At 61.9% G+C, this 24,688-nt stretch carries 25 protein-coding genes; 10 read left to right on the top strand and 15 right to left on the bottom strand.

Annotation, left to right across the window (positions count from 1 at the left end; all coding sequences use genetic code 11):
* Positions 1-6: 6 nt before the first annotated feature.
* The 10 genes from NKH90_RS02535 to NKH90_RS02490 form a co-directional block, all read right to left on the bottom strand.
* Complete coding sequence (locus NKH90_RS02535) at positions 7-990, bottom strand: alpha/beta hydrolase (RefSeq protein ID WP_352817034.1); 984 nt, start codon at positions 988-990, stop codon at positions 7-9.
* A gap of 268 nt (positions 991-1,258) precedes the next feature.
* The gene (locus NKH90_RS02530) at positions 1,259-1,441 is read right to left on the bottom strand and encodes a hypothetical protein (RefSeq protein WP_352470285.1); all 183 of its coding nucleotides are present in this window, start codon (positions 1,439-1,441) and stop codon (positions 1,259-1,261) included.
* 186 nt (positions 1,442-1,627) lie between these two features.
* A complete protein-coding gene (locus NKH90_RS02525) occupies positions 1,628-3,697 on the bottom strand; it encodes an ASKHA domain-containing protein (protein WP_352817030.1) in 2,070 nt (689 codons plus the stop codon).
* Positions 3,698-3,810: 113 nt separating this feature from the next.
* Positions 3,811-4,785: a methyltetrahydrofolate cobalamin methyltransferase gene (locus NKH90_RS02520; protein ID WP_023676516.1), complete on the bottom strand. Its 975-nt coding sequence runs from the start codon at positions 4,783-4,785 to the stop codon at positions 3,811-3,813.
* Positions 4,786-4,865: 80 nt separating this feature from the next.
* Entirely contained in the window at positions 4,866-5,957 is a 1,092-nt protein-coding gene (locus NKH90_RS02515; protein ID WP_023676515.1) for a methylenetetrahydrofolate reductase, read from the bottom strand.
* The gene (locus NKH90_RS02510; RefSeq protein ID WP_352454616.1) at positions 5,954-6,577 is read right to left on the bottom strand and encodes a methylenetetrahydrofolate reductase C-terminal domain-containing protein; all 624 of its coding nucleotides are present in this window, start codon (positions 6,575-6,577) and stop codon (positions 5,954-5,956) included. Before NKH90_RS02510 ends, NKH90_RS02515 begins: the two co-directional genes overlap by 4 nt.
* A complete protein-coding gene (locus tag NKH90_RS02505) occupies positions 6,570-6,872 on the bottom strand; it encodes a virulence factor (RefSeq protein ID WP_352470289.1) in 303 nt (100 codons plus the stop codon). Before NKH90_RS02505 ends, NKH90_RS02510 begins: the two co-directional genes overlap by 8 nt.
* 235 nt (positions 6,873-7,107) lie before the next feature.
* Positions 7,108-8,019: a fatty acid desaturase gene (locus NKH90_RS02500; protein ID WP_352679959.1), complete on the bottom strand. Its 912-nt coding sequence runs from the start codon at positions 8,017-8,019 to the stop codon at positions 7,108-7,110.
* A 43-nt stretch (positions 8,020-8,062) separates the two neighbouring features.
* The gene (locus tag NKH90_RS02495; RefSeq protein ID WP_352817026.1) at positions 8,063-8,845 is read right to left on the bottom strand and encodes a formyl transferase; all 783 of its coding nucleotides are present in this window, start codon (positions 8,843-8,845) and stop codon (positions 8,063-8,065) included.
* 78 nt (positions 8,846-8,923) lie between these two features.
* Positions 8,924-9,499, bottom strand: a complete 576-nt coding sequence (locus NKH90_RS02490; RefSeq protein WP_352470292.1) for a DUF4893 domain-containing protein — start codon at positions 9,497-9,499, stop codon at positions 8,924-8,926.
* A gap of 121 nt (positions 9,500-9,620) precedes the next feature.
* Between NKH90_RS02490 and NKH90_RS02485 the strand changes: the two genes are divergently transcribed.
* Both NKH90_RS02485 and NKH90_RS02480 read left to right on the top strand, forming a co-directional pair.
* Positions 9,621-10,532, top strand: coding sequence for an NAD-dependent epimerase/dehydratase family protein (locus NKH90_RS02485; RefSeq protein WP_352500951.1), 912 nt, complete (start codon positions 9,621-9,623; stop codon positions 10,530-10,532).
* Positions 10,533-10,576: 44 nt separating this feature from the next.
* Positions 10,577-11,092, top strand: a complete 516-nt coding sequence (locus NKH90_RS02480; protein WP_352500950.1) for a hypothetical protein — start codon at positions 10,577-10,579, stop codon at positions 11,090-11,092.
* Between the two features lie 58 nt (positions 11,093-11,150).
* Here the strand turns inward: NKH90_RS02480 and NKH90_RS02475 are convergent, their stop codons facing one another.
* Positions 11,151-11,780: a DUF1638 domain-containing protein gene (locus NKH90_RS02475; protein WP_352500949.1), complete on the bottom strand. Its 630-nt coding sequence runs from the start codon at positions 11,778-11,780 to the stop codon at positions 11,151-11,153.
* 64 nt (positions 11,781-11,844) lie between these two features.
* On the opposite strand from NKH90_RS02475, the gene NKH90_RS02470 reads away from it, so the two are divergent.
* Positions 11,845-11,985, top strand: coding sequence for an entericidin A/B family lipoprotein (locus tag NKH90_RS02470; RefSeq protein WP_023676507.1), 141 nt, complete (start codon positions 11,845-11,847; stop codon positions 11,983-11,985).
* An 81-nt stretch (positions 11,986-12,066) separates the two neighbouring features.
* Here NKH90_RS02470 and NKH90_RS02465 read toward each other — a convergent pair whose 3' ends face one another.
* Complete coding sequence (locus NKH90_RS02465; protein ID WP_023676506.1) at positions 12,067-12,765, bottom strand: cobalamin B12-binding domain-containing protein; 699 nt, start codon at positions 12,763-12,765, stop codon at positions 12,067-12,069.
* Positions 12,766-13,073: 308 nt separating this feature from the next.
* Here NKH90_RS02465 and NKH90_RS02460 point away from each other — a divergent pair, with 308 nt between their 5' ends.
* The 5 genes from NKH90_RS02460 (at position 13,074) to NKH90_RS02440 (ending at position 19,035) form a co-directional block, all read left to right on the top strand.
* On the top strand, positions 13,074-14,648 hold the full coding sequence (locus NKH90_RS02460; RefSeq protein WP_292654762.1) for a trimethylamine methyltransferase family protein: 1,575 nt from the start codon (positions 13,074-13,076) through the stop codon (positions 14,646-14,648).
* 148 nt (positions 14,649-14,796) lie between these two features.
* On the top strand, positions 14,797-15,426 hold the full coding sequence (locus NKH90_RS02455; RefSeq protein WP_352817022.1) for a hypothetical protein: 630 nt from the start codon (positions 14,797-14,799) through the stop codon (positions 15,424-15,426).
* A gap of 104 nt (positions 15,427-15,530) precedes the next feature.
* The gene (locus tag NKH90_RS02450) at positions 15,531-16,286 is read left to right on the top strand and encodes a dienelactone hydrolase family protein (RefSeq protein WP_352817020.1); all 756 of its coding nucleotides are present in this window, start codon (positions 15,531-15,533) and stop codon (positions 16,284-16,286) included.
* A 68-nt stretch (positions 16,287-16,354) separates the two neighbouring features.
* The gene (locus NKH90_RS02445; protein ID WP_352452095.1) at positions 16,355-16,915 is read left to right on the top strand and encodes an RNA polymerase sigma factor; all 561 of its coding nucleotides are present in this window, start codon (positions 16,355-16,357) and stop codon (positions 16,913-16,915) included.
* A gap of 2 nt (positions 16,916-16,917) precedes the next feature.
* Positions 16,918-19,035 (top strand): vWA domain-containing protein, encoded by a 2,118-nt coding sequence (locus NKH90_RS02440; protein ID WP_352817017.1) that lies wholly within the window; start codon positions 16,918-16,920, stop codon positions 19,033-19,035.
* Between the two features lie 149 nt (positions 19,036-19,184).
* On the opposite strand, the gene bmt is transcribed toward NKH90_RS02440, so the two are convergent.
* Together bmt and NKH90_RS02430 are read right to left on the bottom strand one after the other, a co-directional pair.
* Entirely contained in the window at positions 19,185-20,201 is a 1,017-nt protein-coding gene (bmt, locus tag NKH90_RS02435) for a betaine--homocysteine S-methyltransferase (RefSeq protein WP_352454606.1), read from the bottom strand.
* An 88-nt stretch (positions 20,202-20,289) separates the two neighbouring features.
* On the bottom strand, positions 20,290-21,132 hold the full coding sequence (locus tag NKH90_RS02430) for a helix-turn-helix domain-containing protein (protein WP_352539665.1): 843 nt from the start codon (positions 21,130-21,132) through the stop codon (positions 20,290-20,292).
* A gap of 228 nt (positions 21,133-21,360) precedes the next feature.
* On the opposite strand from NKH90_RS02430, the gene NKH90_RS02425 reads away from it, so the two are divergent.
* Positions 21,361-22,371 (top strand): fatty acid desaturase, encoded by a 1,011-nt coding sequence (locus tag NKH90_RS02425; protein WP_352817014.1) that lies wholly within the window; start codon positions 21,361-21,363, stop codon positions 22,369-22,371.
* Positions 22,372-22,455: 84 nt separating this feature from the next.
* Positions 22,456-23,256 carry a phosphate/phosphite/phosphonate ABC transporter substrate-binding protein gene (locus tag NKH90_RS02420; protein ID WP_352817012.1) on the top strand — a complete coding sequence of 267 codons (801 nt, stop codon included), beginning with the start codon at positions 22,456-22,458 and terminating at the stop codon, positions 23,254-23,256.
* Between the two features lie 109 nt (positions 23,257-23,365).
* On the opposite strand, the gene NKH90_RS02415 is transcribed toward NKH90_RS02420, so the two are convergent.
* Positions 23,366-24,679, bottom strand: a complete 1,314-nt coding sequence (locus tag NKH90_RS02415; RefSeq protein WP_352817185.1) for a M24 family metallopeptidase — start codon at positions 24,677-24,679, stop codon at positions 23,366-23,368.
* Positions 24,680-24,688: the final 9 nt, after the last annotated feature.

The following is a 24,688-nucleotide window of genomic DNA, read 5'->3' as shown; positions in this document are numbered from 1 at the left end:
GCCAAACTACGACCTGAGCGGCGCAACCAGATTGCGAGGCGTTCCGTCGCGGTCTGCCCTTTGCAGCGACAACTCTCCTGCCTTGGCATGATAACTGTCAGTTTCGTTGGTCAAGAAGGCCACTATGCTGTCCCGCGCGCGACGCGCCTCCGGCATGTCGATCAACGGCCAGACATGGAACATGCCTTGCTCGTGGACGACCTCAATTTCGACGCCGGCCGCGCGTGCCTTTTCCGCGAAAATCAGATTGTCGGGGGTGAGCAGATCGCGTGAACCGGTCAGCAGCAGCGTTTTGGGCAGCACCGACAGGTCGCCGTAAACCGGGCTGATGCGCCAGTCGGTGGGATCGATGCCGGCGCTGTAAAGCCGGATCGCCTCGCGGCCGCCGGCAATGCCCAGCCACGGATCGTTGCGTTCGGCCTCATACATTTCTGGGTTGGCGAGCGACACGTCGAGACCGGGCGAAATCAGCACGTGGCGTGATGGCAAGGGCAGGCCGTCTTGCGCAGCCATCATGGTCAGCACGACGGCCATGTTTCCGCCGGCGGAATCGCCCATGAAGATGATATCATTCGCCCTGGTTTCGCCGAACATCTGGCGGTAGACGGCGCAGACCATGCCGAACATGGCGTGAAAATCGTGTTCGGGAGCAATGGGATAGATCGGCACGGTGATACCGAACCCGAGGCGGTCGGCCATGTCGGCGATCAGCCGCCAATGATAGGGTGTGATTTCAAAGACGTAAGCGCCGCCGTGCAGGTAGAGAATCCGCCTCCGCTCACCAGCCTGGGGAGCGATCTCGTAGACGGGAAAGCCGTTGATCGTGCGGGTTGTGATCTCCAGGCGTGACCACAGCGACGCAGGCGGCTGATGGTTTTCCGTCCTGCGCGCATAGGCGATCCAGCGCTGCAGGTTCTCGGGGCTGGAAAACGCCTTCTTGCGGCTGTACCTGAGGACGAACGACACGACGTGGCTTTTGAGACTGGGCATGCAGATACACGGACTTCGGCTGAGCCGACTAAGAGAACCCCCGACTATTTCGAAGATTGTGTCGCCACCAAGAAAGTCAAGATTGATGCAATCTCAACACGGTCGTTTGATCCCAGCTGTCGACAAAGCGTCCGGCCATGAAGTCTCTGGCCTACCGGTGCAGCTCAACGCCGCGGCAGCAACGCGGCGCGCAGCCAATTGTTGGGTGCAGCCGGAGCCGCATTGCGGCTCCGGCGAATACCGAGCAGCTTGCATTTGTCGATGAATTTCATCCGCGCTGCGTGCCCCATCCGACCGAAAGCTGCCTTTCGCTCGAACGCGGCGACACCGGCCAGCCAATGTCCTTTTGGATCTCAGGCGGCAAGCTGTTGAGGATGCGCAGCGACTTGCGCGCTTCGCGTGTTTTCTTGAAGGCCGCACCATAGCGGCCGAAGCTTTCGAACATCGACATCTTGATCTCCTTGGAGCGTTGCGGTGGCCGAAAACTGTTTCCGCCGGCCGTTCGATGCCGGTTAAATGCTCCGCCTATGTATCTGGCGGATTTCACGAAAACGCGATTTCGTTTCCAGATCGGCGCGATCTGGAAACATTTGCATACAAATGAAAATGGAAGTTCTGACAGCCTGGCGGAGGCGAGTCATCCCCGCCCGCGCCGCGCGGCATGGCCTTCGCGCGAACGCCGCCGCGGGGCAGCGTCGCCGGCAATGCCGTCTTCGCTCACCGTCTTGCGCGGCGGCAGTTTCACCGCCGCCGACAGCTTGGGAAACGGGTCGATCTTGTTCGGGAGCGCCATGGCATAAACGAAATGTTCCTGGAATTTCGGCTCCAGCGCCGTCTCGATCTTCTCGATCTTGCTAACGGTTTCCTCGATCTCGCGGCGATAGCCACGGTTCAACAGCGCCATGCGGGCGCCGGCGCCGGCCGCATTGCCAACGGCCGAGACCTTGTCGAGGTCGCAATCCGGAATCAGGCCCAGCACCATTGCGTATTTCGGGTCGATGAACGAGCCGAATGCGCCGGCGAAGTGGATGCGGTCGACATGATCGGTGTGCTGTTTTTCCATCAAAAGCTTGGTGCCGGCATAAAGGGCGGCCTTGGCAAGCTGGATAGCGCGCACATCAGTCTGGGTGATGGTGATCTTGGGCTCGCCTTCCTTCAGCACATAGGAGAAGGTGCGGCCATTGGCGACGACGCGGGGCGAGTGGCCGCTCAGCGATCCATCGACGACGCCGTCCTCGGAGATGATGCCGGCGAGATACATCTCGGCGACCACCTCGATGATGCCGGAGCCGCAAATACCGGTGACGCCGGTCGCCTGCACACTGTCGAGGAAGCCCGGCTCGTCGGACCAGAGTTCCGAGCCGATGACGCGGTATTTCGGTTCCAGCGTTTCAGGATCGATGCGGACGCGCTCGATGGCACCCGGTGCGGCGCGCTGGCCACCGGAGATTTCCGCACCTTCGAAGGCCGGGCCAGTTGGCGATGAGGCCGCCACGACCCGCTGGCGATTGCCGAGCACGATCTCGGCATTGGTGCCGACATCGACGATCAGCATCATCTCGTCCTGGCGGTGCGGCCCTTCCGACAGCGTCACTGCGGCAGCGTCCGCGCCGACATGGCCGGCAATGCAAGGAAGCATATAGAGCCTGGCGCCCTGGTTGAGCTTCAAACCGATATCCGATGCCTTGATGTGCACGGCGCCGGAGACGGCTAGCGCGAAGGGGGCGCCGCCGAGCTCGGTCGGATCGATGCCGAGGAACAGATGATGCATGATCGGATTGCCGACGAACACGGAATCCAGGATGTCGTTGCGTTGGACGTTGCCTTCGGTGCAGACCTTCTCCACAAGCCCCGAAATGGCCTCGCGCACGGCGACCGTCATGCCTTCGCGGCCGTCCGGGTTCATCATCACGTACGAGACACGGCTCATCAGATCCTCGCCGAAGCGGATCTGCGGATTGGATGTGCCCGACGAGGCGGCGACGCGGCCCGACAGCAACGACACCAGATGCATGGCGATCGTGGTCGAGCCGATATCGCAGGCAAGTCCGTACGCCTCGTTCTTGAGGCCGGGCCACAAAGCGATGACCCGTGCGGTCTCGCTGTCGGTGTCCTTGTGGATGGCGGCGGTCGCGGTCCAGTTGCCTTTGCGCAAAATGCCTTGCACCTGCGGCAACAGATGGAAATCGAAATCGAGGCTCTTGAGGCCCCAGTCCTTCATCAGCGCGATCTTCAGACGGTCGAGGTCGCCGAGCGGCTTGTGCATGTCGGGTTCTTCGATCTCGACATAGCACATGCGGATTGCCGCATCGCGGGCGATGACCCTGGTGTCGGCGTCCTTGCGGATGGTCTGCGCGTTGATGACGGTGTCCTGCGGCACGTCGACGACGAGATCGCCGAGAATCTGCGCCGAGCAGGACAGCCGGCGGGGCTCGGGCAGGCCGCGTACGCGTTCGTAGCGCTCTTCCTTAGCGCCCTTGGGCGAGAGGTGATCGTTGGAGGAAACGATCTTGTGCTTGGCGAAATTGCCTTCCTGCACCTCGATCTGGCAACGCCCGCAAGTGGCACGCCCGCCGCACACGCTCTCGACATAGACACCGAGCTGGCGCGCGGCGTCCAGAACCGGCGTGCCGACCGGAAACCGCCCGCGCTTGCCCGACGGCATGAACAGCACGAGCGGATCGGTGATGTTGACGGGAGAGTTCATACGTTCCAGACTTTACTTTCTACGCAGCTCGGGTCTTGGCTACGGCAGCGATGCCGCTATGTCTCGGTTCCTCCCCAGTCCTAGGCCCCATATCGTGTCGGCCAAGACCTGGCTCAACCCCGGGCCATACGCGCTTCGCGGCCGCCGCGCCTGCGTCCGCCATTGCCATTGCCATCGCCCGGCGCGTTGACCTGCGTCCGGGCGGCAACGGCCTGGCCGCCTTCAGCAGGCTTGTAGTCCTTGTAGGTCCTGATCCAGTTGGTGCAGTTCTCGTCGGTGCCGTTCAGCACGTTGGCGCCACGCACCGCTTCCATTTCCTGCGGCCGCACCGGGTTCATGATCGCCGAGGTCATGCCGGCGCCGATCACCATCGGGATGAAGGCGGCGTTGATGCCATGACGGTGCGGCAGGCCGAACGAGATGTTGGAGAGGCCGCAGGTGGTGTTGACCTTGAGCTCCTCGCGCAGCCGGCGTAGCAGGGCAAATACCTGGCGGCCGGCATCGCCCAGCGCGCCGATCGGCATGACCAGCGGGTCGACGACCACATCATGCGCCGGAATGCCGAAGTCGGCACAGCGCTGAACGATCTTCTTGGCGACGGCGAAGCGCACATCGGGGTCCATCGAAATACCGGTCTCGTCGTTGGAAATGGCCACGACAGGAACGTTGTATTTCTTGATCAACGGCAGGATGGCTTCGAGCTTTTCCTCCTCGCCGGTGACGGAATTGACCAGCGGCCGGCCCTTGGCGACCTTCAGCGCCGCTTCGATTGCCGCAGTCACGGAGGAGTCGATCGACAACGGCAGGTCGACCAGGCCTTGCACGATCTCCAGCGTCTGCACCAGCAGCGCCGGCTCGGTGGCGTTGGGATCGACTGCAGTGACGCCGGCATTGACGTCGAGCATGGTGGCCCCACAGGCGGCCTGCTCCAGCGCATCCTTGATGACGGTCTCAAAATTGCCGGCGATCATTTCGGCGGCCAGCTTTTTGCGGCCGGTCGGATTGATGCGCTCGCCGATCACGCAGAAGGGCTGATCGAAGCCGATGATGATTTCTCGTGTCGCCGAGGCGACGATGGTGCGGGTCATGAAATCTCTCCATCGTGATATAAAGAGTTCTTTATATCGTTATCTGTTTCTGATCAAGCGAATGCTGACGATTCGCGCTGTCAATGCGCGGTCTTGACCATGTCGACCTGGGTTTCGGTGAGGTCGTCATGCAGTATGTGGTCGAGCCGGTCGGCAACGAGCTGGTCGTCGCGGCGGATTTCGCGTTTCCACGGCCGGCGACCCTTCAGCACGCCAGATTCGTCGACGATCTCAGCGACGTATTCTTCCTGGCGATAGGCCATCACATGGACGCCGGACACACCGGGAATTTCCTTCACCTCATTGATGATGTCGATGCAGAGCTGCTTGCCTTCCTTCTTCTGATCCTGAGCGCCTTCCAGGCGCTTGACGATCTGATCGGGAATGTGAATGCCCGGTACGTTGGAGCGGATCCATTTGGCCGTCTTGGCCGAGGCCAGCGGCCCGACGCCGCACAGGATGAAACATTTCTCGGTATAGCCGAGATCGCGGACCTTCTGCATGTAGGTGCGGAACATCGGTACGTCGAAGCAGTACTGGCTCTGCACGAACTGTGCCCCGGCGGCGATCTTCTTGCCCAGCCGATAGGGCCGGAAATCGATCGGCGGCGCAAACGGGTTGATCGCCGCGCCAAGGAAAAGCTGCGGCGGGGTCGTGAGTTTGCGGCCGGACAGGAATTTGCCGTTATCGCGCATAACGCGGCAGGTTTCGAGCAGCGACATGCAGTCGAGATCGAACACCGGCTTGGCGCCGGGCTGGTCGCCGGCCTGCACGCCGTCGCCGGTCAGGCACAGCATGTTGGCGACGCCCATCGCAGCACCCCCAAGCACGTCGCCCTGGATGGCGATGCGGTTCCGGTCGCGGCAGGCGATCTGCATGATCGGGGCATAGCCCATGCGGGTCAGCAGCGCGCAGATGCCGACCGACGACATGTGGCAGTTGGCGCCGGAAGCGTCGACGGCATTGATGGCGTCGACCCAGCCGTCGAAAATCCTGGCGCGGTTGTAGACGTCTTCCGGATCGGCGCTGTCGGGCGGATTGAGCTCGGTCGTCACTGCGAACTCGCCGCGCCTGAGGACGCGTTCCAGCCGGCCACGCGAGGTGTGGCCGGGCAGGGGATCGAGCGGCAAATGGATGCCGGCCGGATTCTCGTCTGGCTGACGGCCGATCATGCCGATGCTCCGGTCTTCGTAGTATTCCGGGCCGCATTGCGGGCGGCCGCGGCCTGCGCGGTGACCCGCAGCCAGGCGGAAGTTTCGCGCAAGGACTGATCCACCGGCTTCTGCACTTCCAAAATCTTGTCGCCATGCACCATGTTCCGCGAGCCTTCCCAGGCTTTGACCCAGACGCAAGGCATGTCAGGCTCGACCTCGCAATTGCCGTTGGCGCGGACACCGCCGCAAGGGCCGTTGCGCAATTGCTTGGGGCAGTTCATTGGGCACGACATGCCGGTCGAGGAAAGGATGCACTGGCCGCACATGCGGCAGTCGAACATGAATCCCTTGACGCGCTTTTCGACGAATTTCACAGGCCCTTCGACACGGCTGTAGCCGATGCCCTTCCACAGCGGATGGAGGAGCAGGAACATGTCGGCGAATTTGCCGTAGAACCATTCGAGCAGCCGCGAATGCCGCACAGACCAAAGGCGCACCGCGAAAGAGCGCTGCACACGCCGCTGCGGCGACACGTCGGCCGGCTTGTAGTCGGATTTCGGCGCCGCCTTCTTGACGATGGTCGCCTGGGTCACGCCGGCTTGAGCCGTCGTCGCCGGCATTGATTGGGGATCAGACATTCTCTTTGCCCCCCGCCTTGACCAGAGCGACCAGCCGCTCACGGTCGTATTTCGCATCAAGTTCCTGAAGAGCCTTCTCGGCCTCGGCTTCAAGATCGTCACTGACCGGGAGGGGTTCTGCCTTGTGCCATTCGGCAAGATAGTCGTCGGTGCCGCCAGCGCCGGTGCGCATGGCGCACATGTCGATCGCCTCGGTGAAGCGCAGCGGCAGTTCGCGCTTGGCGTTCTGCCGGCCCTTCTTGACGATGACCTGGGCGGGGATGTCGCGCCAGTAGACGACGATCAGATCGGCCATAATTTCCTGCTCCTGCAGAGCGCCGTGCGTCCAATCGGACGCACAAACGATGCTCTACCATTTAACTCCGCTGCATCGTGCTCTCCGAAGATCGATTCCGATCTTTTGGCCAATGCAGTGGTTTCGAGCATTGCCGGAAGCGCTGTTGGGCTGCTTGTTATGGGACGACGCGGGGGCCTTCAAAAGCGACGCAATCGACGGCCGCGGTTGAAAGCGGAGTTTCTTCCAGCACTGGTCAGCCGGCGCGGCCATCGTAGCTGCCGACCAGCTTCCTGTGGAAGCGCACGTAACCTCGTTCGGTCGTGCGTAAATGCTCCGCGACGATGTCATGGAAGCGCGGCAGGCGGTGGAAGGGAACGGCCGGATAGGAATGGTGCTCGGAATGGTACGGCATATTCCAAGCCACGAAGCGCACCAGCCTTGTGGTGAAGGTGGTGCGGGTGTTCTCGAGCATGTTGGCGACATGTGGGCACAACGCGTGCTCGGCCAGCAGGTAGGCACGCAAAAACGGCTGTCCGACCAGCACCGGCACGATCCAGACCCACAACAGCAGCGCCGACTGCGCGGCGAGCGATGCGGCCAGCAATGCCGCATAGCCGATCAGGAACTGCCGTGCTTCGGCAACCACCTTGCCGCGGCGCTTTTCCGGCACAAAGCCGTCGCGGTTGCGGCCCGCCGCATTGGTTGCGATCACACGGCCCATGGCGATCCAATAGGGGCCGCCTGACAGATAGCGCAGATATTGGCTGATGGTCTCCGGCTTCGGGGCCATCAGTTCGGGGTCGTTGTCCGGGTCGTGCGTATGGCGGTGATGGGCGAAATGGAAATAGCGGAACCATGCCGGCGGCAGCAGGATAAGGAAGCCGGCCACGGCGGCGATGGTGCGATTGAGCCGCGCCGTTCTGAACGCAGTTTCATGGATGGTCTCGTGCAACGGCGTGAAGAAGAAGACGATCAGGATTCCCTGCGGCAAGACGAGCGCGGGCCAGAACGGGATGCGAGCGGCGATCAGCGCGCCTAGCAGGATAACCAGCCCGGCATGGACCGCCAGCCGGACAATGCCTGGCCGGTCAACCCTGGCGGTGAGGTCGCGACGGTCCTCGACCGAAAGGCCGGCAATGATGGTGCGGTGGTCGATGTCGCTCATGATGCAATGTTAGTGGCGGGTGGCTGTCCGGTAAATCGGCGCGTCACCAGACGCCGTTCCTTGTCCCCGTCCAGAGATAAAACCATATCGTCGGATGATACCATTGTGTCGAAGGTAGGCCGGGATCCACCGTGCCGAGCTTGCCGGCCAGCGCATCCCTGACCGCTTCGACGCAGATGTCGCGCGAGAAGGCCGCCTGCCGCAACGCGTAGCTCGAAACTGTGTCGCCGGGCTGCGGTTTGCCACGCGTCTGCCGCAGCACGCCGCCAGTGTCGACGCCGGCGTCGACCAGATGCACGGTGGTGCCGAAGTTCTCCGCATCGCCTGAAGCCAGCGCCCAGTAACCGCCGTTCATGCCACGATATTTCGGGGCGATGCCGGCATGGTAGTTGAGGACCGGGCAAGGGATTTTCGCCAGCGTCTGCCGCGACAGCAAGCGGCAGCCGGCGAGCAGCACCACACCCGGCTGGATTTCCGCAATCGCCTGCAGGCACTCCGGCGCGTTGGCCGACGAGACATAAATGATCTTTTGCCCAGGCTTCGGTTCGGTTTGCAGCTTCTGCCCGGCGGCAAGCCGTGCTGCGTGGCCGGCGAAGAAGCGCTTGCCGAGGCGCGTCAGCACCATCGTGCCGAGTTGACCGATGGCCGAGGTCCAGCCTTGCCGCCGCGCCCGCGCGAGGAGCAATTGCTTTTTGGATTCAGGAGCTTCGAGGATGACGCTGACCGGGCCGAGTTGATCGGCGAGGGCGTTGACGATCGCCCAGATATGCGGGCCGCCTTCGGTGACGACGACGATCGGCCGTTGGTTTGTTTTCGACAGTGCCATGCTCTGCGACTCCCCGCAAAGAACCTGTTCTTTGCGCGCGAATGCTAGGCTGACCGGGTTAACCCCTGGTGATCGGGCTCAGCGCTTGAATTCGAGGATATCGAGCTTCGATTCGTAATAGGGCGCCGGGAACTCGATGCGCCATTCACTGGCGCTGTTGCGGAAGGCATAGCCGACCTGATCGCTTTCCGGGCCGCTGCCGTAGGGCTTTGCCGGATCGTCGTTGACGTGGAAGGAACCGAGATAGATCGCGCGTTTCTCGCCATCGTCGAAGAAGCGGCCCTTCGTGCGTTGCGAGCCGGTGATCTTTTCCAGTCTCCAGCCAGAACCGTCGTCGCTCACCTCGCATTTGAACCAGCCATAGATGACGAGCGGGCTCAATCCGCCGGCCTTGATGGTGCGGCATTGCCATTTGCCGGTCAGGTCCCTGTCAGAGAAGGGAACCAGCGGCTTTGCCAGCAAAGCGTCGAGCTGCTTGACCTCGGCGGGATCGCCGGCCTTCGCCTCGTCAAGCGCTGCCTTGCGCGTCTCGCCATATTTGTTGAGCCGCGCCTTGTCGGCAGCCGTTATCAGCGTCTGCACCTCGCCATCGGCGAACGCGGGCATGGTCAAGCAGAGGACAGTTGCTGCGGCAAACATGAGGCGAGCGATCATCGGTGGCGTTTCCTTTTTGATGGCTGGAGCAGGCTGTTTTCTTGTCTGGCGCATACCTTAATGTTTCGCCGCGTTCTGTCATCCGTGCCTGAGCATCGACAGCAGAAACGAGGTGGAAAGAATGCGGATCTTGCTGACGGGATCGTCCGGTTGGCTGGGCAGCGCCTTGGCGCCGCGCCTGCGGGCTCTTGGCCATGACGTCACCGGCCTCGATCCCGTTCCGTCTTCGGAAACGCCGATCGTCGGCTCAGTGGCCGATCGCGACCTGGTCATGAGGGCGGTCGAGGGGAACCGCGTCGAGGCCATCATCCATAGCGGCGCGCTGCACAAGCCTGACATCGAACGTTATCGCAACGAGGATTTCGTCGAGACGAATGTGCGCGGCACGCTCAACCTGCTCGACGCGGCGGCAGCATTCGGCGTTCAGCGTTTCGTGTTCACGTCGACGACGTCGCTGATGATTTCCCAAACCATTCGCGCCGGCTTCACCGGCGGGACGCGCAAGGCGGCATGGCTGACGGAAGACATGTCGCCTGAACCGCGCAACATCTACGGCGTCACCAAGCTTTCAGCCGAACAGCTCTGCCGGCTCTATCATTTGCAGTTCGGCCTGCCGGTGATCGTGTTGCGCACCGCCCGGTTTTTTCCCGAGGCGGACGACATGGCGCACGTGATCGAACAGTCGGATGCCAACACCAAGGCCAATGAGCTGTTGTTCCGCCGGCTGACGGTGGAGGACGCAGCCGACGCCCACATCGCTGCCCTGGAGAAAGCGCCGCAATTGGGCTTCGACACTTTCATCATCTCGGCACCGACGCCTTTCCAGCCCGAAGATTGCGCGGCCTTGATCGCCGACGCGCCGTCGGTCGTGGCGCGCTATTTTCCGGATTATCCGGCGCTCTACGCGAAGAAAGGCTGGACGATGTTTTCGTCGATCGACCGGGTCTATGATGCGTCGCGGGCGAGGAAGCGGCTGGGCTTCATCTGCAAGACGAGCTTTGCCGATGTGCTCGCCCGGCTTGTGGCGGAATAAGAGCGCGGGTATTCGTCAGGAATGCGCGTCACTGGGAGAGGTAGTTGGGAGTAACAATCTACTTTGAAGGACAGTTACGGGGTCACGAGCAATATGCTGCTTTGCTGCACGAAGCCAAGGCGTTCGCCATTGCGCGAGACTGGCCGGTGCGCGAGATCGATGAGCGCGAGAAGACGCTCAATCGAGTCATTGATGAACGAAACGTGGACTATATTGGCCCTGTGTTTGGAATAGAGCTTCAACCGCATCCCAATTCGGAACCGCTGCGGCTTGAGTTCGACAATCACCTCTTCGTTCAACAACATTGTAAAACTCAGTTTTCAGGTGCAGGCGCTCATATCGAGATCATCAGGTTTCTTCGCGAAATTACTCGCTTGTTCTCCAGTCTCAATGTCGTCGATGAAGGGGAGTATTGGGAGCTAAGTGATCCGTCAATTCTGCAAAGTAATTTCGACAATGTCGATGCAATGCTTGCCGAAATATTGCTTAAAGATCCAACCGCGCGGGGGCCGATCCGCCTTGAAACCGGGCGCATTATCGATGTCATATCGGATCGGTGAATCGGTGGGCGAAAATGAACGGCAGCCTCCGGCAAACGCTTAGAGGACGCTATTTCTTTTACGAATGTGCTGAGGCGCTGGCCAGTTCCTTCGTCAGGTCACCATAGCCGGTCGAGCGGCGCTCATAGGCGAGGCCGAGCATTTTCGCCGCCTTTTCGGCGACCTTGTCGAGTTCCGGGTCGTTGGTCTGAGCGATATAGATCAGCTTCTCGTAGTTGCCGAAATAGTCCTTGATCAGCTCCGGGTGCTTGTCGAGGCCGAGCGGCTTCATGAAGAAGGCATCGAATTGCCGGCAGAGGAAGTCAGTCATGTAGAACGACATCATGTCGTCATCGGCGACCTTCGCATAGGCATCCATGCCCTGGTAGAAAGCAAAGCAATGCGGCCCGGCCATGCGCTCGACGCCATGCTTCTCGCAGATCCGATCGAGCAGGCCACCCGTGCCGCAATCGGCATAGCCGACGAAGATGTGTCTGTAGCCGTCGGTCTTGGCCTTCTCGATAGCCCTGTCCATGGCCGGCGCGATGCGGTCCGGATAGAAATGGAACTCCGCCGGCAGGCAGGTCAGGTCGAGATGGTCGAGCCCGAGCTGCTCCTTGACCGCCAAAACTTCGCGCGCGATCATCCCGCAGGCGATGACGAGCAGCCTGTCGCCTTGATCGGATTGTTGTTTTCGCGCGGTAGTCATGGAACCAGTCTAATCGATCTTCGTTGCTGTCCAGCGAATTTATATGCTGAGGGAGACACCAATCATGAAATTGTTCCGCGTCGCGCCAATCGCTATTCTCGCCTGCGCCTTGGCTGTTTCGGCCTGCGCCAACACGGTGCGCGGCGTCGGTAAGGATATCAAATCCACTGCGAAGGCAGTTGACGATACCGTCAAGAAACCCTGATCCGCACGGCTCTCAACATTTGGGAATAAAAAAGCCGCACTGCAAGGCGCGGCTTTTCTTGTTCGTGCCGGACTTATTGGCTCAGGCCGAAGCGCGGACGTTGTGCTTGCGCTTCATGAAGTCCTTGGCGGTCTCGACTGCCACCGCGGCGTCGCGGCAATAGGCGTCGGCGCCGACGGCTTTGCCGAATTCCTCGTTGAGCGGTGCGCCGCCGACCAGTACGACATAGTCGTCGCGAATGCCTTTTTCCTTCATCGTATCGATGACGACCTTCATGTAAGGCATGGTCGTCGTCAGCAGGGCCGACATGCCGATGATGTCGGGCTGGTGCTTTTCGATGGCATCGAGATATTTTTCGACCGCATTGTTGATGCCGAGGTCGATGACATCGAAGCCGGCGCCTTCCATCATCATGCCGACCAGGTTCTTGCCGATGTCGTGGATGTCGCCCTTGACGGTGCCGATCACCATCTTGCCCTGCTTCGGCGCGCCTGTGGCGACAAGCAGCGGACGCAGGATGAACATGCCGGCCTTCATCGCGTTGGCCGACAGCAGCACTTCGGGAACGAACAGGATGCCGTCGCGGAAATCCTCGCCGACGATACGCATGCCCTCGACCAGAGCCTCGGTCAACACCTTGTAAGGCGCCCAGCCGCGCTCGAGAAGGATATTGGTGCCTTCCTCGATTTCTTCCTTCAACCCGTCATAAAGATCGTCGTGCATCTGCTGCACCAACTCGTCGTCGGAGAGTTCCGAAAGGATGATCTCGTCGTCGGCCATTTTTTCTCAGGCTCCTTGCCGGCTACAACTATCGCGGCAGCTTAAAAATATCGCGTCAATACCTAACCCGCACGGGCCGGTTGTCCATAGCTGATTTGCGACTTCCCGCAAAACGAAAGCGACCGTAAATCTCTTGGAATTCTTGTCGATTTTGCGACAGGCGTTGGCGCTGGCGGGCCGTTTCGAATAGGGTGCATGGCTACGATCCGGCCAGAGACCGCAATATGCGGCCGCAAACGGATTTCAGGCCGGTACAACAGCCCGGCCGGAGTAAATCAGGCCAGAACGAAAGCCAGGGAAGAACGATTATGAGTGAGAACGCGCCGGTCGATCAGGAAGCGTCAAACGCACGGCGCGGGCGCGCTGCCAGCGGTGGCGCCGCAGCCCGACGGGCCGCGCGTTCGGGCGGCGGCCCCGGCACACAGCTCACCTATATCAAGCGCAAGATCAACGTCTATGAAGTGCTGGACGAGGAAGGGCTGGCGCTGATCGAAAAGAACACCGACACGGTGCTGGAGGAGATCGGCATCATCTTCCGCGACGACGCCGAGGCGCTGCAGCTTTGGAAAGAGGCGGGCGCCGACGTCAAGGGCGAGCGGGTGCATTTCCCCAAGGGCCTCTGCCGCTCGCTGTTGAAGACCGCTCCGTCCGTCTATACCCAGCACGCCCGCAACGGCGAGCGCTCGGTGCAGATCGGCGGCAACGCGACAGTGTTCGCGCCGGTCTATGGACCGCCCTTCGTGCGCGATCTCGACGGCGTCAGGCGCTATGCGACGATCGAGGATTTCCGGAATTTCGTGAAACTCGCCTATATGGCGCCGTCGATCCACCATTCGGGCGGCACGGTTTGCGAGCCGGTCGACGTGCCGGTCAACAAACGGCATCTCGACATGGTCTACAGCCATATCAAATATTCGGACAAGCCGTTCATGGGCTCGGTGACCGCGCCCGAGCGCGCGGAAGATACGGTGGCGATGGCCAAGATCGTGTTCGGTGACGATTTCGTCGAGAACAACACGGTGCTGACCAGCCTGATCAACGCCAACTCGCCGATGGTCTTCGACGAGACCATGCTGGGAGCGCTGAAGGTCTATTCGCGCCACAATCAGGCCTGTATCGTCACGCCGTTCATCCTTGCCGGTGCGATGAGCCCGGTGACGGTCGCCGGCACGCTGACCCAGGTTTTAGCCGAGGTTCTGGCGGGAGCGTCGTTCACCCAGCTGATCCGGCCGGGTGCGCCGGTGCTGTTCGGCACCTTCGCCTCGTCGATCTCGATGCAGTCGGGCGCGCCGACCTTCGGCACGCCGGAGCCGTCGCTGGTCTCGTATGGCGCCGCACAGCTTGCCCGTCGGCTCGGCCTGCCGTTTCGCACCGGCGGTTCGCTCTGTGCTTCAAAAATCCCCGATGCGCAGGCCGCCTACGAGAGCGCCAACACGCTGAACTCGACGATCCTCGCCGGCACCAACTTCGTGCTGCATTCGGCCGGCTGGCTCGAGGGCGGTCTCGCCTCCTGCTACGAAAAGTTCATGATGGATATCGACCAGCTCGGCATGACGCAGAAGTTCTCCGAGGGTGTCGACCTGTCGGAAAACGGCCAGGCGATGGACGCCATCCGCCAGGTCGGCCCGGGCAGCCACTATCTCGGCTGCGATCACACCCAGGCCAATTTCCAGACCGCGTTCTACCGTTCCAACATCGCCGATAACAATTCCTACGAGCAATGGCTGGCCGAAGGCGAAAAGACCGCGCCGCAGCGCGCCAACGAGCTCGCCCGCCGCTGGCTGGAGAGCTACGAGGCGCCGTATCTCGACCCGGGCATCGACGACGGGCTGAAGGACTTCATCGCCAGGAAGAAGGCGTCGATGGCCGACGCCTTCACCTGAAAGGAGCCCGAATCAGGCGGGGCTAAAGTCGCCAATATCATCCACAAGGAAGTCTGGCGGAGCGCCTTCTCCGACCCGGACAAGAAGGGGTGATCCCGAGCGCGGCATGACTCAAACAATCGCGGCGGCACTTTCCGTCCATGGCCTTATGCTTCGCGGCGGCTTCAATTTTGCAGGTGCTGAGGAGACACCTTCCGGTCTCTCCGGCGCTGCCGCCAGATCCGTTCTGCTGGTGGGGCAGGCGGGTGCCGCACCTTGGCCGCACTTCCTGCGCTGGTTGGAGAAACAGTCACAGCCGATCGACGATCCGCTCGACAGATGGTCTCGCGAAGTGATCGGCGCGGTGGCCGGAAAATTCGGGGCGCGCGCGGTTTCGCCCTCCGATAGGCCATATCTGCCTTTCCAGCAATGGGCGGTGCGGGCGGAGGGCTTGCGGCCGTCGCCGCTCGGCATCCTCATGCATCCGCAATACGGGCTCTGGCACGCCTATCGCGGCGCGCTGCTGTTCGAAAATGAGATTGCGCTCCAACAACCCCACGAGGTGGTTCACCTTTGCGATACATGTTTGGAAAAACCTTGCCTGAAATCCTGTCCGGTCGAGGCTTATTCTGCGAATGGTTTTGCACATGAAACCTGTCTGGCCCATGTGCGCGGGCAAAACGGCGCGTCCTGCCGGACCGGCGGCTGCCTTGATCGCAACGCCTGTCCTTACGGCACCGATTATCGCTATCCGGCCGAGGTTCAGGCCTTTCACATGGCAGCATTCGCGCGTCTGTAGCGTCGCCGAATGCCGCACGAAATCTTGAAGCAGATCGCCTCATTACAGCTTGCGGCGACGGTCAGCGCGGATATCTATCGCACGACACGTCAACGGAGCGGGCGATGGCCAAGCAAGCGATCCAGATTAAGACGAGTGACGGCATGGCCAAAGCCGGGCTGTTCCGCTCGGCAGCCCCAGCCAAGGCAGCGATCATCCTCTACATGGACGCTTTTGGCCCGCGACCGGCGCTAGACCAGATGGCGGAAAGGCTTACCGACGAAGGCTATGCGGTGCTGGTGCCGGACCTTTTTTACCGCAACGCGCCCTACGGCCCTTTCGAAGCCAAGACTGCGTTCAGTGACGAGAGGAGCAAGGCCGCAATCACAGGTCTCGTCGGCGGCACGACCCAGGAGATGACGATCCGCGACAGCGGCGCGTTCCTCGATGCGCTCGCTGCGCAAGGCCTGACCGGGCCGGTCGGCATTGTCGGCTACTGCATGGGCGGAGCGCGGGCGCTGAACGCGGCGGCCACCTATTCCGACCGCATCGCCGCTGCTGCCAGTTTCCACGGTGGCAATCTGGCCGGTGACGCCGCCGACAGTCCGCACCGGAAGGCCGCCTCACTCCAGGCAAGGGTCTATATCGGCACTGCCGGTGTCGACCGCAGCTTTCCGCCGGAGCAATCGGCGCGGCTCGCCGAAACACTGCGCGCCGCCGAGGTTGATCATGTCATAGAGAACTATGCCGGCATGGCGCATGGCTGGTGCATGCCGGACCATAGTGCCTTCGATGCAGCCGGCGCCGAACGCCACTGGAAGCGGCTGACGACGCTGTTTGCGGAGACGCTCGGCCAAGTCACGCCAACCATTACGACGTGACCGCCCACCAAAAAATTCTTTCCATCGCCCCAAGGAACCGCCATTAGCCTTCGTCCAACAGGCAAATGATGGCGATGATGCTGGACGAAAGCGAAGCCTCCGACGCCGAACTGATCGGACGGGCGAAGGGCGGAGACCGGGGTGCTTTCGGCAAGTTGCTCGAAAGGCACTATGGTTTCGTCTATCGCGCCGCCTATCGTTGGTGCGGGAAAAAGGCCGACGCCGAGGACATCGCCCAGGAAGTCTGCGTCCGGCTCGGCCGGGCGATCCGCGACTATCACGGCAGCGGTGCCTTCACGACGTGGCTCTACACCATGACGCTGAATGCGGCGCGCGACATGATGCGCAAGACCGCCCGCGAGACGGTCAAGACCGAGGCCTATGGCGCCTATGCGCTGATTTCGGGGGAAATCTCGGCTGAGCCGGAAGACCCGGCCGAGGCGCTCTGGGCAGCGGTGCGCAAGCTGCCGGACAAGCAGCGCGATGCGGTGCTGCTGGTTTATGGCGAAGGGCTGAGCCACGCCGCCGCCGCCGAGGCGATGGCGATCTCGGAGACGACGGTTTCCTGGCACATCCATGAAGCGAAGAAACGGCTGAAGACGCTGATGCGTTCAGCCGGGGAAGTGTGACCATGGTCGACGACAACGAACTCAACAGACTACGCGACATCGCAGCACCGGCGCCGGACTCGGACGCAAAGGCGCGTGCCCTCCAGGCTGCGCTGCGCGCCTATGACATGGAAGAAAAAACTTTGCCGGCCGCCCAAGGATCGGTGAGCGGGCTTCGTCTCACAGAGCGAGCACAAAGGCTCTGGAGCGAAATCATGCAAAAGAAACTCTTCGCCACGCCGGCCATTGCCGGGCTCGTTGCCCTGCCGATCGCCGGATACGCTACCATCTACATGCTTGGGGAATCCAAATTCGGCGGGCCCGAATTCGGCGGGGATAAGATCACCGAAACGCTGGCTGACAAGCCGGCGACCGTCAAACCGCCGGTCGTTGCCGAAGCGGACAAGCAGAAGAAGGCGGACGCCGACAGTGAAAGCCGTAACGCCGGCGAGGCGCTTGTGGCGCCGACATCGCCGCCGAAGGCGGAATCGACCGCAGTCGGCGGGCTGACGCAGCAGGATGTGCTCAGCCGCAATGCACCCGAACCGCAGCCGAGCAGCGAGCTTGCGTTGAACGGCGACGCAAGCTCCGCGGCCCCTTCAGCCGATGGCGGCGCGCGGGTCGGCCGCATGCCTGGCACGGTTGCCGAGCCCAAGCTGATGGCACAGCAGCCCGCCGCTGCGCCGGCCGACCAGATGCTGCCGCAAGAGGAAAACCGCGACCGCGTCGAGAATTTCAAGACCAACCCGGTGCATGCCGCACTTGAAGACCCGGTCTCGACCTTCTCGATCGATGTCGACACCGCTTCCTATTCCTTCGTCCGGCGCTCGCTGAAGGAAGGCTTTATCCCGCAGGCCGACACGGTTCGCGTCGAGGAGATGGTTAACTACTTCCCCTATGACTGGAAAGGCCCGGACTCCGCCTCGACGCCGTTCAACTCGACCGTCAGCGTCATGCCGTCGCCGTGGAACGAGCACACCAGGCTGATGCATGTCGCCATCAAGGGTTTCGACGTGAAGCCGGCCGAGCAGCCCAGGGCCAATCTGGTCTTCCTGATCGATGTGTCGGGGTCGATGAACGAGCAGGACAAGCTTCCGCTCCTGCAGTCGGCCTTCCGACTGCTGGTCAACAAGCTGAGACCTGACGACACCGTCTCGATCGTCACCTATGCGGGCGATGCCGGTACCGTGCTGGAGCCCACCAAGGCTTCGGAAAAGGACAAGATCCTCGCTGCCATCGACAATCTGACATCCGGCGGCTCGACGGCAGGCGAGGCCGGCATCAAGGAAGCCTACAGGCTGGCGCAGAAATCCTTCGTCAAGGACGGCATCAATCGGGTGATGCTCGCCACCGATGGCGACTTCAATGTCGGCCAGACCGACGACGACGACCTGAAGCGGCTGATCGAAAAGGAGCGCAAGACAGGCGTATTCCTGTCGGTGTTCGGCTTCGGCCGCGACAATCTGAACGACCAGATGATGCAGACCATCGCCCAGAACGGCAATGGCACTGCTGCCTACATCGATACGTTGGCGGAGGCCGAGAAGGTGCTGGTCGAGGATGCCTCCTCGACGCTGTTCACCATCGCCAAGGACGTGAAGATCCAGGTCGAGTTCAACCCGAACAAGGTCTCGGAGTACCGGCTGATTGGCTACGAAACCCGCGCCTTGAATCGAGAGGATTTCAACAATGACCGGGTCGATGCCGGCGAGATCGGCTCAGGTCATTCAGTCACCGCAATCTACGAGATCACGCCTAAGGGCAGCGGCGGCGAACAGATCGACCAGCTGCGCTACGGCCAGGCCTCGGTGAACAATGGCGGTGTCGCCAATGCCGACGAATATGCTTTCGTCAAGATCCGCTACAAACTGCCGAACGAGGACACCTCGAAGCTGATCACCACGCCGGTAACGTCAGCCAACGAGGTGGCGTCGTTCGACCAGGCCAGCACCGACCAGCGTTTCTCCGTTGCCGTTGCTGCGTTCGGCCAGAAGCTGCGCGACGAGGATGCGACCGCGAAGTTCGGCTACGACAAGATCATGGAGATTGCCACCGCTGCCAGGGGAGCCGACCTATTTGGGTACAGGTCCGAGTTCCTCTCGCTCGTGCGCCTTGCCTCGGCGCTCGGCGGTAACCGGTAGTGGCAATGACGGCCGGTTTCTTTCAGATGGGATCGTTCTGATAGGGGGAGCCGGCCTACGGGCGGGTGAGGCAGGCCGGCGAGGGAAACCTTGCCGGCCTTTTTTCGCGGCCGCACTGCTTCGCGCGGACCATGTCGCAGACGAAAGCGTCAGGCGCGTCCGCGGCGCCGCTCGCGGCGGGCTTCGCTGGTCTCGGCGACATTGACCGTAGCCTGCTTGTTGCGCATCGGGCCGATGCGTTCGACGATCTGCTCGACGGTCGGGCGATCCGACTTGGTGTGCGCATCGAGCGCCTTGCGCATTGCGGCGAGGTGCTGGAACGAGGTGCCGCAGCAGCCGCCGACGATTTTGGCGCCGGCATCGACGGCGAGGCGCACATAGTCGGCCATCAGCTCGGGTGTGCCGGAATAGTAGATCTCGGCACCGCGAAATTCGGGAATGCCGCAATTGCCCTTGACGATCACCGTTGCTTCCGGCTTCGCCTCGGTCATGTCGAGCAGCGACGCGAGAATGTCGGAGGCGCCGACACCGCAATTGGCGCCGACACCGAGCGGTGTCTGCGACAGGCCATCGACGACGCCGTGGATGTCCTTCGGCAGCAGTCCCATCATGGTGCGGCCGGCGGTGTCGAAGGAGCCGGTATAGGTATAGGGCAGGCCGACGCGGATGGCGGCTTCGGCGGCGGCGCGGATTTCGTCAGGCGCCGACATGGTTTCGATCCAGGCGACTTCGGCGCCGCCGGCCTTCAGCCCCTCAATCTGCTCGGCAAAGGCTTCGACCGCCTCGTCATAGGTCATGGCGCCGAGCGGCACCAGCAGCTCGCCGGTCGGGCCGACGGAGCCGGCCACGATCACCTTGCGGCCGGCGTTGCCGGCGACGGCGCTTGCGATCTCGGCCGCGCGCTTGTTCAGCGCATAGACCCGGTCCTGCGCGTGGTGCAGCTTGAGCCGATGGCGGGTGCCGCCAAAAGAGTTGGTCAGGATGATGTCGGCGCCGGCATCGACAAAGTTCTGGTGCAGGCTGGTGATGGTGTCGGGCGCGGTCTCGTTCAAGAGCTCGGGAGCCTCTCCGGCCTCAAGGCCCATGGCGAACAGATTCGTGCCGGTGGCGCCATCGGCGAGCAGGACGCCCTTTTCGGCAAGCAGAGCGTCGATCGGATTGGTCATGTGAAATACGCCTTCCCGGAAGAATAACTGAGATAAGGATATAAAGAATTCTTTATGTGCCGTCAATGTCGGCACGTAGAGCAACCGGTCAAAATCGCATCTCCGCCAGCTTTCGTGTGAAGCTGGCCGCTTCATGCGCGTTGACGTCCGCGGCACGGATCAGATTGTCGAAATGGCTGGTCAGGATGCGGATCGGCTGCGTGGCGTTCAGCACCAGATACATGTCGCCGACGTAAATGGCGGCGCGATAGGGCCCGAAGATGGTGTAGGGGATCGAATAGCGCATCCGCCCGTCATAGAGAAACAGGCGGAAGGTGGGATAGAGGTCGTCGAGCAGCGTCGCCATGTGCAGGAGCTGCTGGTGGCGGTCGGCCTCCGGAAAGCGGTCCCACACGCCCAGCCCGCGCGCGAAGATCTCCAGCGTGTGGCGCGGCATACAGACTTCCATGTCGGTTTCGGGCCGTCGGTTGTAGTCGATGCGGTACTGCGTCTCGCCGGCCTGTGCCTCGCGGCTCTTGTTGGCGATGACAGCTTCGTAGTCGACAAGCGCCTCGGTGCGCAGAAGATCGGGAATGCCGGCCGGCACATAGCGGATTTTCGTTCCCGCCGCCTCGGCATGCCAGCGAGCCAGCAGCGTGCGGTCGAAGCCGTCCGGCGCCTCCTCGATCTCAAGGCTCTCGCGGATTTCACCGGTGACGCCCTCATCGTGGCTAAGGCCGAGCAGCCAGTCGAGCGAGACTTTGAATTCGGCGGCGATGTTGAGCAGCGTTTCAGCACGGGGAAGGCGGGTCGAGGCGCCGGAGAGCAGCTGCGACAATGCCGAACGGTCGATGCCAACCGCGGCGGCGAAGGCTGATTGGTTCAAATCGGACCTTGTCAAGAGCATTTTCAGGCGCTCGCGAAAGATCGTCGACAGGTCGCGCTTGTCCAAATCGCCACCCCATTCAATAGGAGGAAAAATTTGCGCTTAGAGCCGCGAACGCGGGCTTCAGGCGTAAATGAATCCTGTTGGCTGTTTACAATACATAACATATGCAGCTGAAAATGCGCAATCGCAACAGTTTGTGCGCTATATCGCGTTGCGCCGACGCAACGCTCCTGACACAATGTTGTCAGGAATCGAACGGGTTCCGGCGACTGGAAGGCAGTGGTCGATAGCATGACGAGCATGGGCAACAGGCGACACGGCGCAACGGCCATCGAATGGCCGACAGCATTTCTCGCACTTCTCTGCTACGGCGGCTGGCTCGCTACCGGCTTCCTGCTCTGGCCCTCTTACCCGCTGCTGGCACTCGCCTTTCTGACCCTGATTGCGGCGCTACAATCCTCGCTGATGCACGAGGTCCTGCACGGCCACCCAACCCGGAATGCGCGGCTCAACGAAGCCTTTGTGTTCCTGCCGATTGGCCTTGTCTGGCCGTTTCGCCGGTTCAAGACCATTCATCTGCGCCACCATGCAGACGAGCGCCTGACCGATCCGCTCGATGATCCCGAAAGCTATTACAAGGCTCTCTGGCAGCACGAGGAGCTGCCGTCGGCGATGAAATTCCTGCTGAAGGTCAACAACACGATGATCGGGCGTTTGGTGCTAGGCCCGTGGCTTTCCTGCATCGGCTTTTTCATCGACGACGCCAAGCAGGTTGCCGCGGGCGACAAGTCCATCCGCAAGGCATGGCTGCTGCATGCGATCGGCCTCGTCGTGGTGCTGCCTGTCGTGCAGTTCGGCTTCGGCATGCCGTTATGGCTCTACATACTGGTGCCGGTGTGGCTTGGGCAGTCGCTGATTTCGATCCGCACCTACGCCGAGCACCAATGGTCTGAACATCCGGAAGGCCGCACGATCATCGTCGAGCGCTCGCCGCTGTCCTTCCTGTTCCTCAACAACAATCTGCATTTCGTCCATCACAAGAGCCCGACGGTGGCCTGGTACAGGCTGCCGAAGGTGTTTCGCGACCGCCGCGACGAATGGCTGCGGATGAACAATGGCTACGCCTATCCGAACTATTTCGCGCTGCTCAAGGCCTATGCCTTCAAGGCGAAGGAGCCGGTCGTCCATCCCGTGCTGCGGCGCATGCCGGAACCAGGACGCGCATTCAAGCCGCGCGTCAGGGCACGCAGCCTCAATGGGCTTGGCAGCGCGCCGGTACCCGCCGAGCCGCCGAAAGAATGATTCTTGCGTTGTTGCAGGCGGTGCCGCGCGGACGACGCTTTCCTGACCTTGTCAATTTCCCCGCATAACGGTCAAATCCCCGGCATGAGCGAATTCATTGCGGCTTTGCCGATGTACGACTGGCCGGAAGCGCGGGACGAGGTCGACGCGCAATGGGCGCGGCTGCGCGATACTTTCAGACAAAAAGGCATCGATGCGCCGGAGACGATCATCCGCCGCAATGGCGATTTGCCTCCCGTGTCTGGCGGTATTCGCGACGATCGGGGAAAACCCATCGCGCCAGATCCGGCGACATTGCCGCCGGACGAACTGGATTTTCACCAGCTCTGGCTGCATCCGGCGCTGCTCTTTGCACAAACCTGCTGGGGACCGATGGAACTCGGCCTGTCGCAGCGTGTCCACCTGATCGGCCAGCCGCGCTACGACGCCTTCGAGGGTGGACAGGGCGAACTCTATTCGAGCGCCATCGTCATGAGGGCGGGCGAGGCACCGCCGGCAAGGGCGCCGGCCGACGGCGGTGCCGTCATTCCGCTCGATCAGCTATGCAACAAGCGCTTCACCTTCAACAGCCTCGATTCCATGTCGGGCATCATCGCGCCAGCCCGCGACCTGCAAGCATTGGGCGAGAGTCTGGATATCTTTTCCGGGCTGAGCGAAAGCTGTGGGCACCGTGCTTCGATCGTTGCCGTTGCCGAGGGCAGGGCGGACGTCGCGGCTATCGATTGCGAGAGCTGGGCGCTGGCGCAGCGTTTCGAGCCGGCGGCGCAGAAGGTGACAGTCGTCGGCTGGACAAGGCGGCGCAAAGGCTTGCCGTTCATCACGGCCAGGACAACGCCGGAAACGATCGTCGCTGCGATGCGCGAGGCGATCGCCGCGCTCGCATAAAGCGCGTCGCGTTCGGTCGGCCTCATGCGACGCGCTTTAGATTCTTGTTTTATGCATGTCGTTATCGCAAAGCCGCTGCACACTTTTGCGCGACATGCATTAGCGTCGCTCAGCCGCCAAGCAGCCGATTGTCGAGCGGGTAGGTCGAAAGCTTCTCGTTGCCGGTTTCAGTGATCAGGATCTGTTCTTCGATCTTGACGCCTTCGTAGCCGCCAAGCCGACCGATATAGCTCTCGACGCACAGCACCATGCCAGGTTCGAGCACTCCGTCCGGTGTGTCGTCGGTCCAGTCGCCAACATGCGGCAAGGTCGGGTATTCGTCGGCTAGGCCGACGCCGTGATAGAGCACCCCGTAACGGGCCGGGAAGCAGTCTCCCGGTGGCACTGACGAGCACTCGACGAGGTCGCGGAACGATATGCCCGGCCGCATCAGCTCCGTGTTGTGGGCGATCTGGTCGGCGGCGATGCGGAACAGGTCGCGCTGCTCATGCGACGGCGGCGCGTCACCGCAAAGCCAGGTGCGCGAAAGGTCGGCGCAGAAGCCGTAAGGACCGATCAGGTCGGTGTCGAAAGCGACGAGCTCGCCGGCCTCGATCGTCCGCGACGAACACTCCTGGAACCATGGATTGGTGCGCGGGCCCGACGACAGGAGCCGGGTTTCGATCCATTCGCCGCCGCGCGCGATGTTGCCGCGATGGAGTTCGGCCCACAATTCGTTCTCGGAGATGCCAGGCCTCAGCGCCTGCTCCATCTCGCCCATCGCCGCCTCGCAAGCGACGATCGCTCGGCGCATGGCAAGGATTTCGTCGGGCGATTTGATCAGCCGCGCATTTTCCATCACCGCCTCGCCATTGCCGGTCGAGATGCCGAGACGGGCGAACTCTTCGATGCCCTCGGGATTGATATGGTCGACGGCGATACGGCGATTGCCGCCGCCATGTTCCAATACCAGCTCGGCGATGCCGGCTGCCCAGCGGCGGGCTTTTTGGCCGGTCAGCTCGCCGCTGTACAGATAAGCCCACGACACCGCCGGCCGCACCTCGTCGACGACGCCGGAATGATCGGAAAGGTGCTCGCAGGAGAAATAGTCGAACAGCACCACCGGGCCATCGGTGGCGACGAAACAATGCCTGGTCCGATTGTGTGCGACCCAGAGCTGCATGTTGGTCGCATCCGTTGCGTAGCGGATGTTGACCGGATCGTAGAGCAAGGCTCCCGCATAGTCGCGGCGCTTCAGCTCGGCGCGGATGCGCTCGAGCCGGTATCGGCGCATGGCGGGCAGGTCAGGAGCAGCAATGCCCGCCGCCTGCCATTCGGCTTCCACCGGCGCTCCATAGCCCAGCGCATGCTGGTTGAGTTCAGCGGCCTTCAGCCGCGATTTTTTGTGCAGCACATCGTTCGAGCCGTCCGGCTCGAACGGCATGATCTTGCG

The organism is Mesorhizobium sp. M0898 (genome assembly GCF_040319695.1).
Classification (GTDB): Bacteria; Pseudomonadota; Alphaproteobacteria; order Rhizobiales; family Rhizobiaceae; genus Mesorhizobium.
The sequence above is the reverse complement of the archived record's forward strand: the minus strand, read 5'-3'. Positions and strand labels throughout refer to the sequence as shown.

Coding starts and splice junctions, on each gene's coding strand:
- NKH90_RS02535 (WP_352817034.1), bottom strand. CDS start 990: ATGCCCAGTCTCAAAAGCCACGTCGTGTCGTTCGTCCTCAGGTACAGC.
- NKH90_RS02530 (WP_352470285.1), bottom strand. CDS start 1,441: ATGTCGATGTTCGAAAGCTTCGGCCGCTATGGTGCGGCCTTCAAGAAA.
- NKH90_RS02525 (WP_352817030.1), bottom strand. CDS start 3,697: ATGAACTCTCCCGTCAACATCACCGATCCGCTCGTGCTGTTCATGCCG.
- NKH90_RS02520 (WP_023676516.1), bottom strand. CDS start 4,785: ATGACCCGCACCATCGTCGCCTCGGCGACACGAGAAATCATCATCGGC.
- NKH90_RS02515 (WP_023676515.1), bottom strand. CDS start 5,957: ATGATCGGCCGTCAGCCAGACGAGAATCCGGCCGGCATCCATTTGCCG.
- NKH90_RS02510 (WP_352454616.1), bottom strand. CDS start 6,577: ATGTCTGATCCCCAATCAATGCCGGCGACGACGGCTCAAGCCGGCGTG.
- NKH90_RS02505 (WP_352470289.1), bottom strand. CDS start 6,872: ATGGCCGATCTGATCGTCGTCTACTGGCGCGACATCCCCGCCCAGGTC.
- NKH90_RS02500 (WP_352679959.1), bottom strand. CDS start 8,019: ATGAGCGACATCGACCACCGCACCATCATTGCCGGCCTTTCGGTCGAG.
- NKH90_RS02495 (WP_352817026.1), bottom strand. CDS start 8,845: ATGGCACTGTCGAAAACAAACCAACGGCCGATCGTCGTCGTCACCGAA.
- NKH90_RS02490 (WP_352470292.1), bottom strand. CDS start 9,499: ATGATCGCTCGCCTCATGTTTGCCGCAGCAACTGTCCTCTGCTTGACC.
- NKH90_RS02485 (WP_352500951.1), top strand. CDS start 9,621: ATGCGGATCTTGCTGACGGGATCGTCCGGTTGGCTGGGCAGCGCCTTG.
- NKH90_RS02475 (WP_352500949.1), bottom strand. CDS start 11,780: ATGACTACCGCGCGAAAACAACAATCCGATCAAGGCGACAGGCTGCTC.
- NKH90_RS02470 (WP_023676507.1), top strand. CDS start 11,845: ATGAAATTGTTCCGCGTCGCGCCAATCGCTATTCTCGCCTGCGCCTTG.
- NKH90_RS02465 (WP_023676506.1), bottom strand. CDS start 12,765: ATGGCCGACGACGAGATCATCCTTTCGGAACTCTCCGACGACGAGTTG.
- NKH90_RS02460 (WP_292654762.1), top strand. CDS start 13,074: ATGAGTGAGAACGCGCCGGTCGATCAGGAAGCGTCAAACGCACGGCGC.
- NKH90_RS02455 (WP_352817022.1), top strand. CDS start 14,797: ATGCTTCGCGGCGGCTTCAATTTTGCAGGTGCTGAGGAGACACCTTCC.
- NKH90_RS02450 (WP_352817020.1), top strand. CDS start 15,531: ATGGCCAAGCAAGCGATCCAGATTAAGACGAGTGACGGCATGGCCAAA.
- NKH90_RS02445 (WP_352452095.1), top strand. CDS start 16,355: ATGGCGATGATGCTGGACGAAAGCGAAGCCTCCGACGCCGAACTGATC.
- NKH90_RS02440 (WP_352817017.1), top strand. CDS start 16,918: ATGGTCGACGACAACGAACTCAACAGACTACGCGACATCGCAGCACCG.
- bmt (WP_352454606.1), bottom strand. CDS start 20,201: ATGACCAATCCGATCGACGCTCTGCTTGCCGAAAAGGGCGTCCTGCTC.
- NKH90_RS02425 (WP_352817014.1), top strand. CDS start 21,361: ATGACGAGCATGGGCAACAGGCGACACGGCGCAACGGCCATCGAATGG.
- NKH90_RS02420 (WP_352817012.1), top strand. CDS start 22,456: ATGAGCGAATTCATTGCGGCTTTGCCGATGTACGACTGGCCGGAAGCG.
- NKH90_RS02415 (WP_352817185.1), bottom strand. CDS start 24,679: ATGCCGTTCGAGCCGGACGGCTCGAACGATGTGCTGCACAAAAAATCG.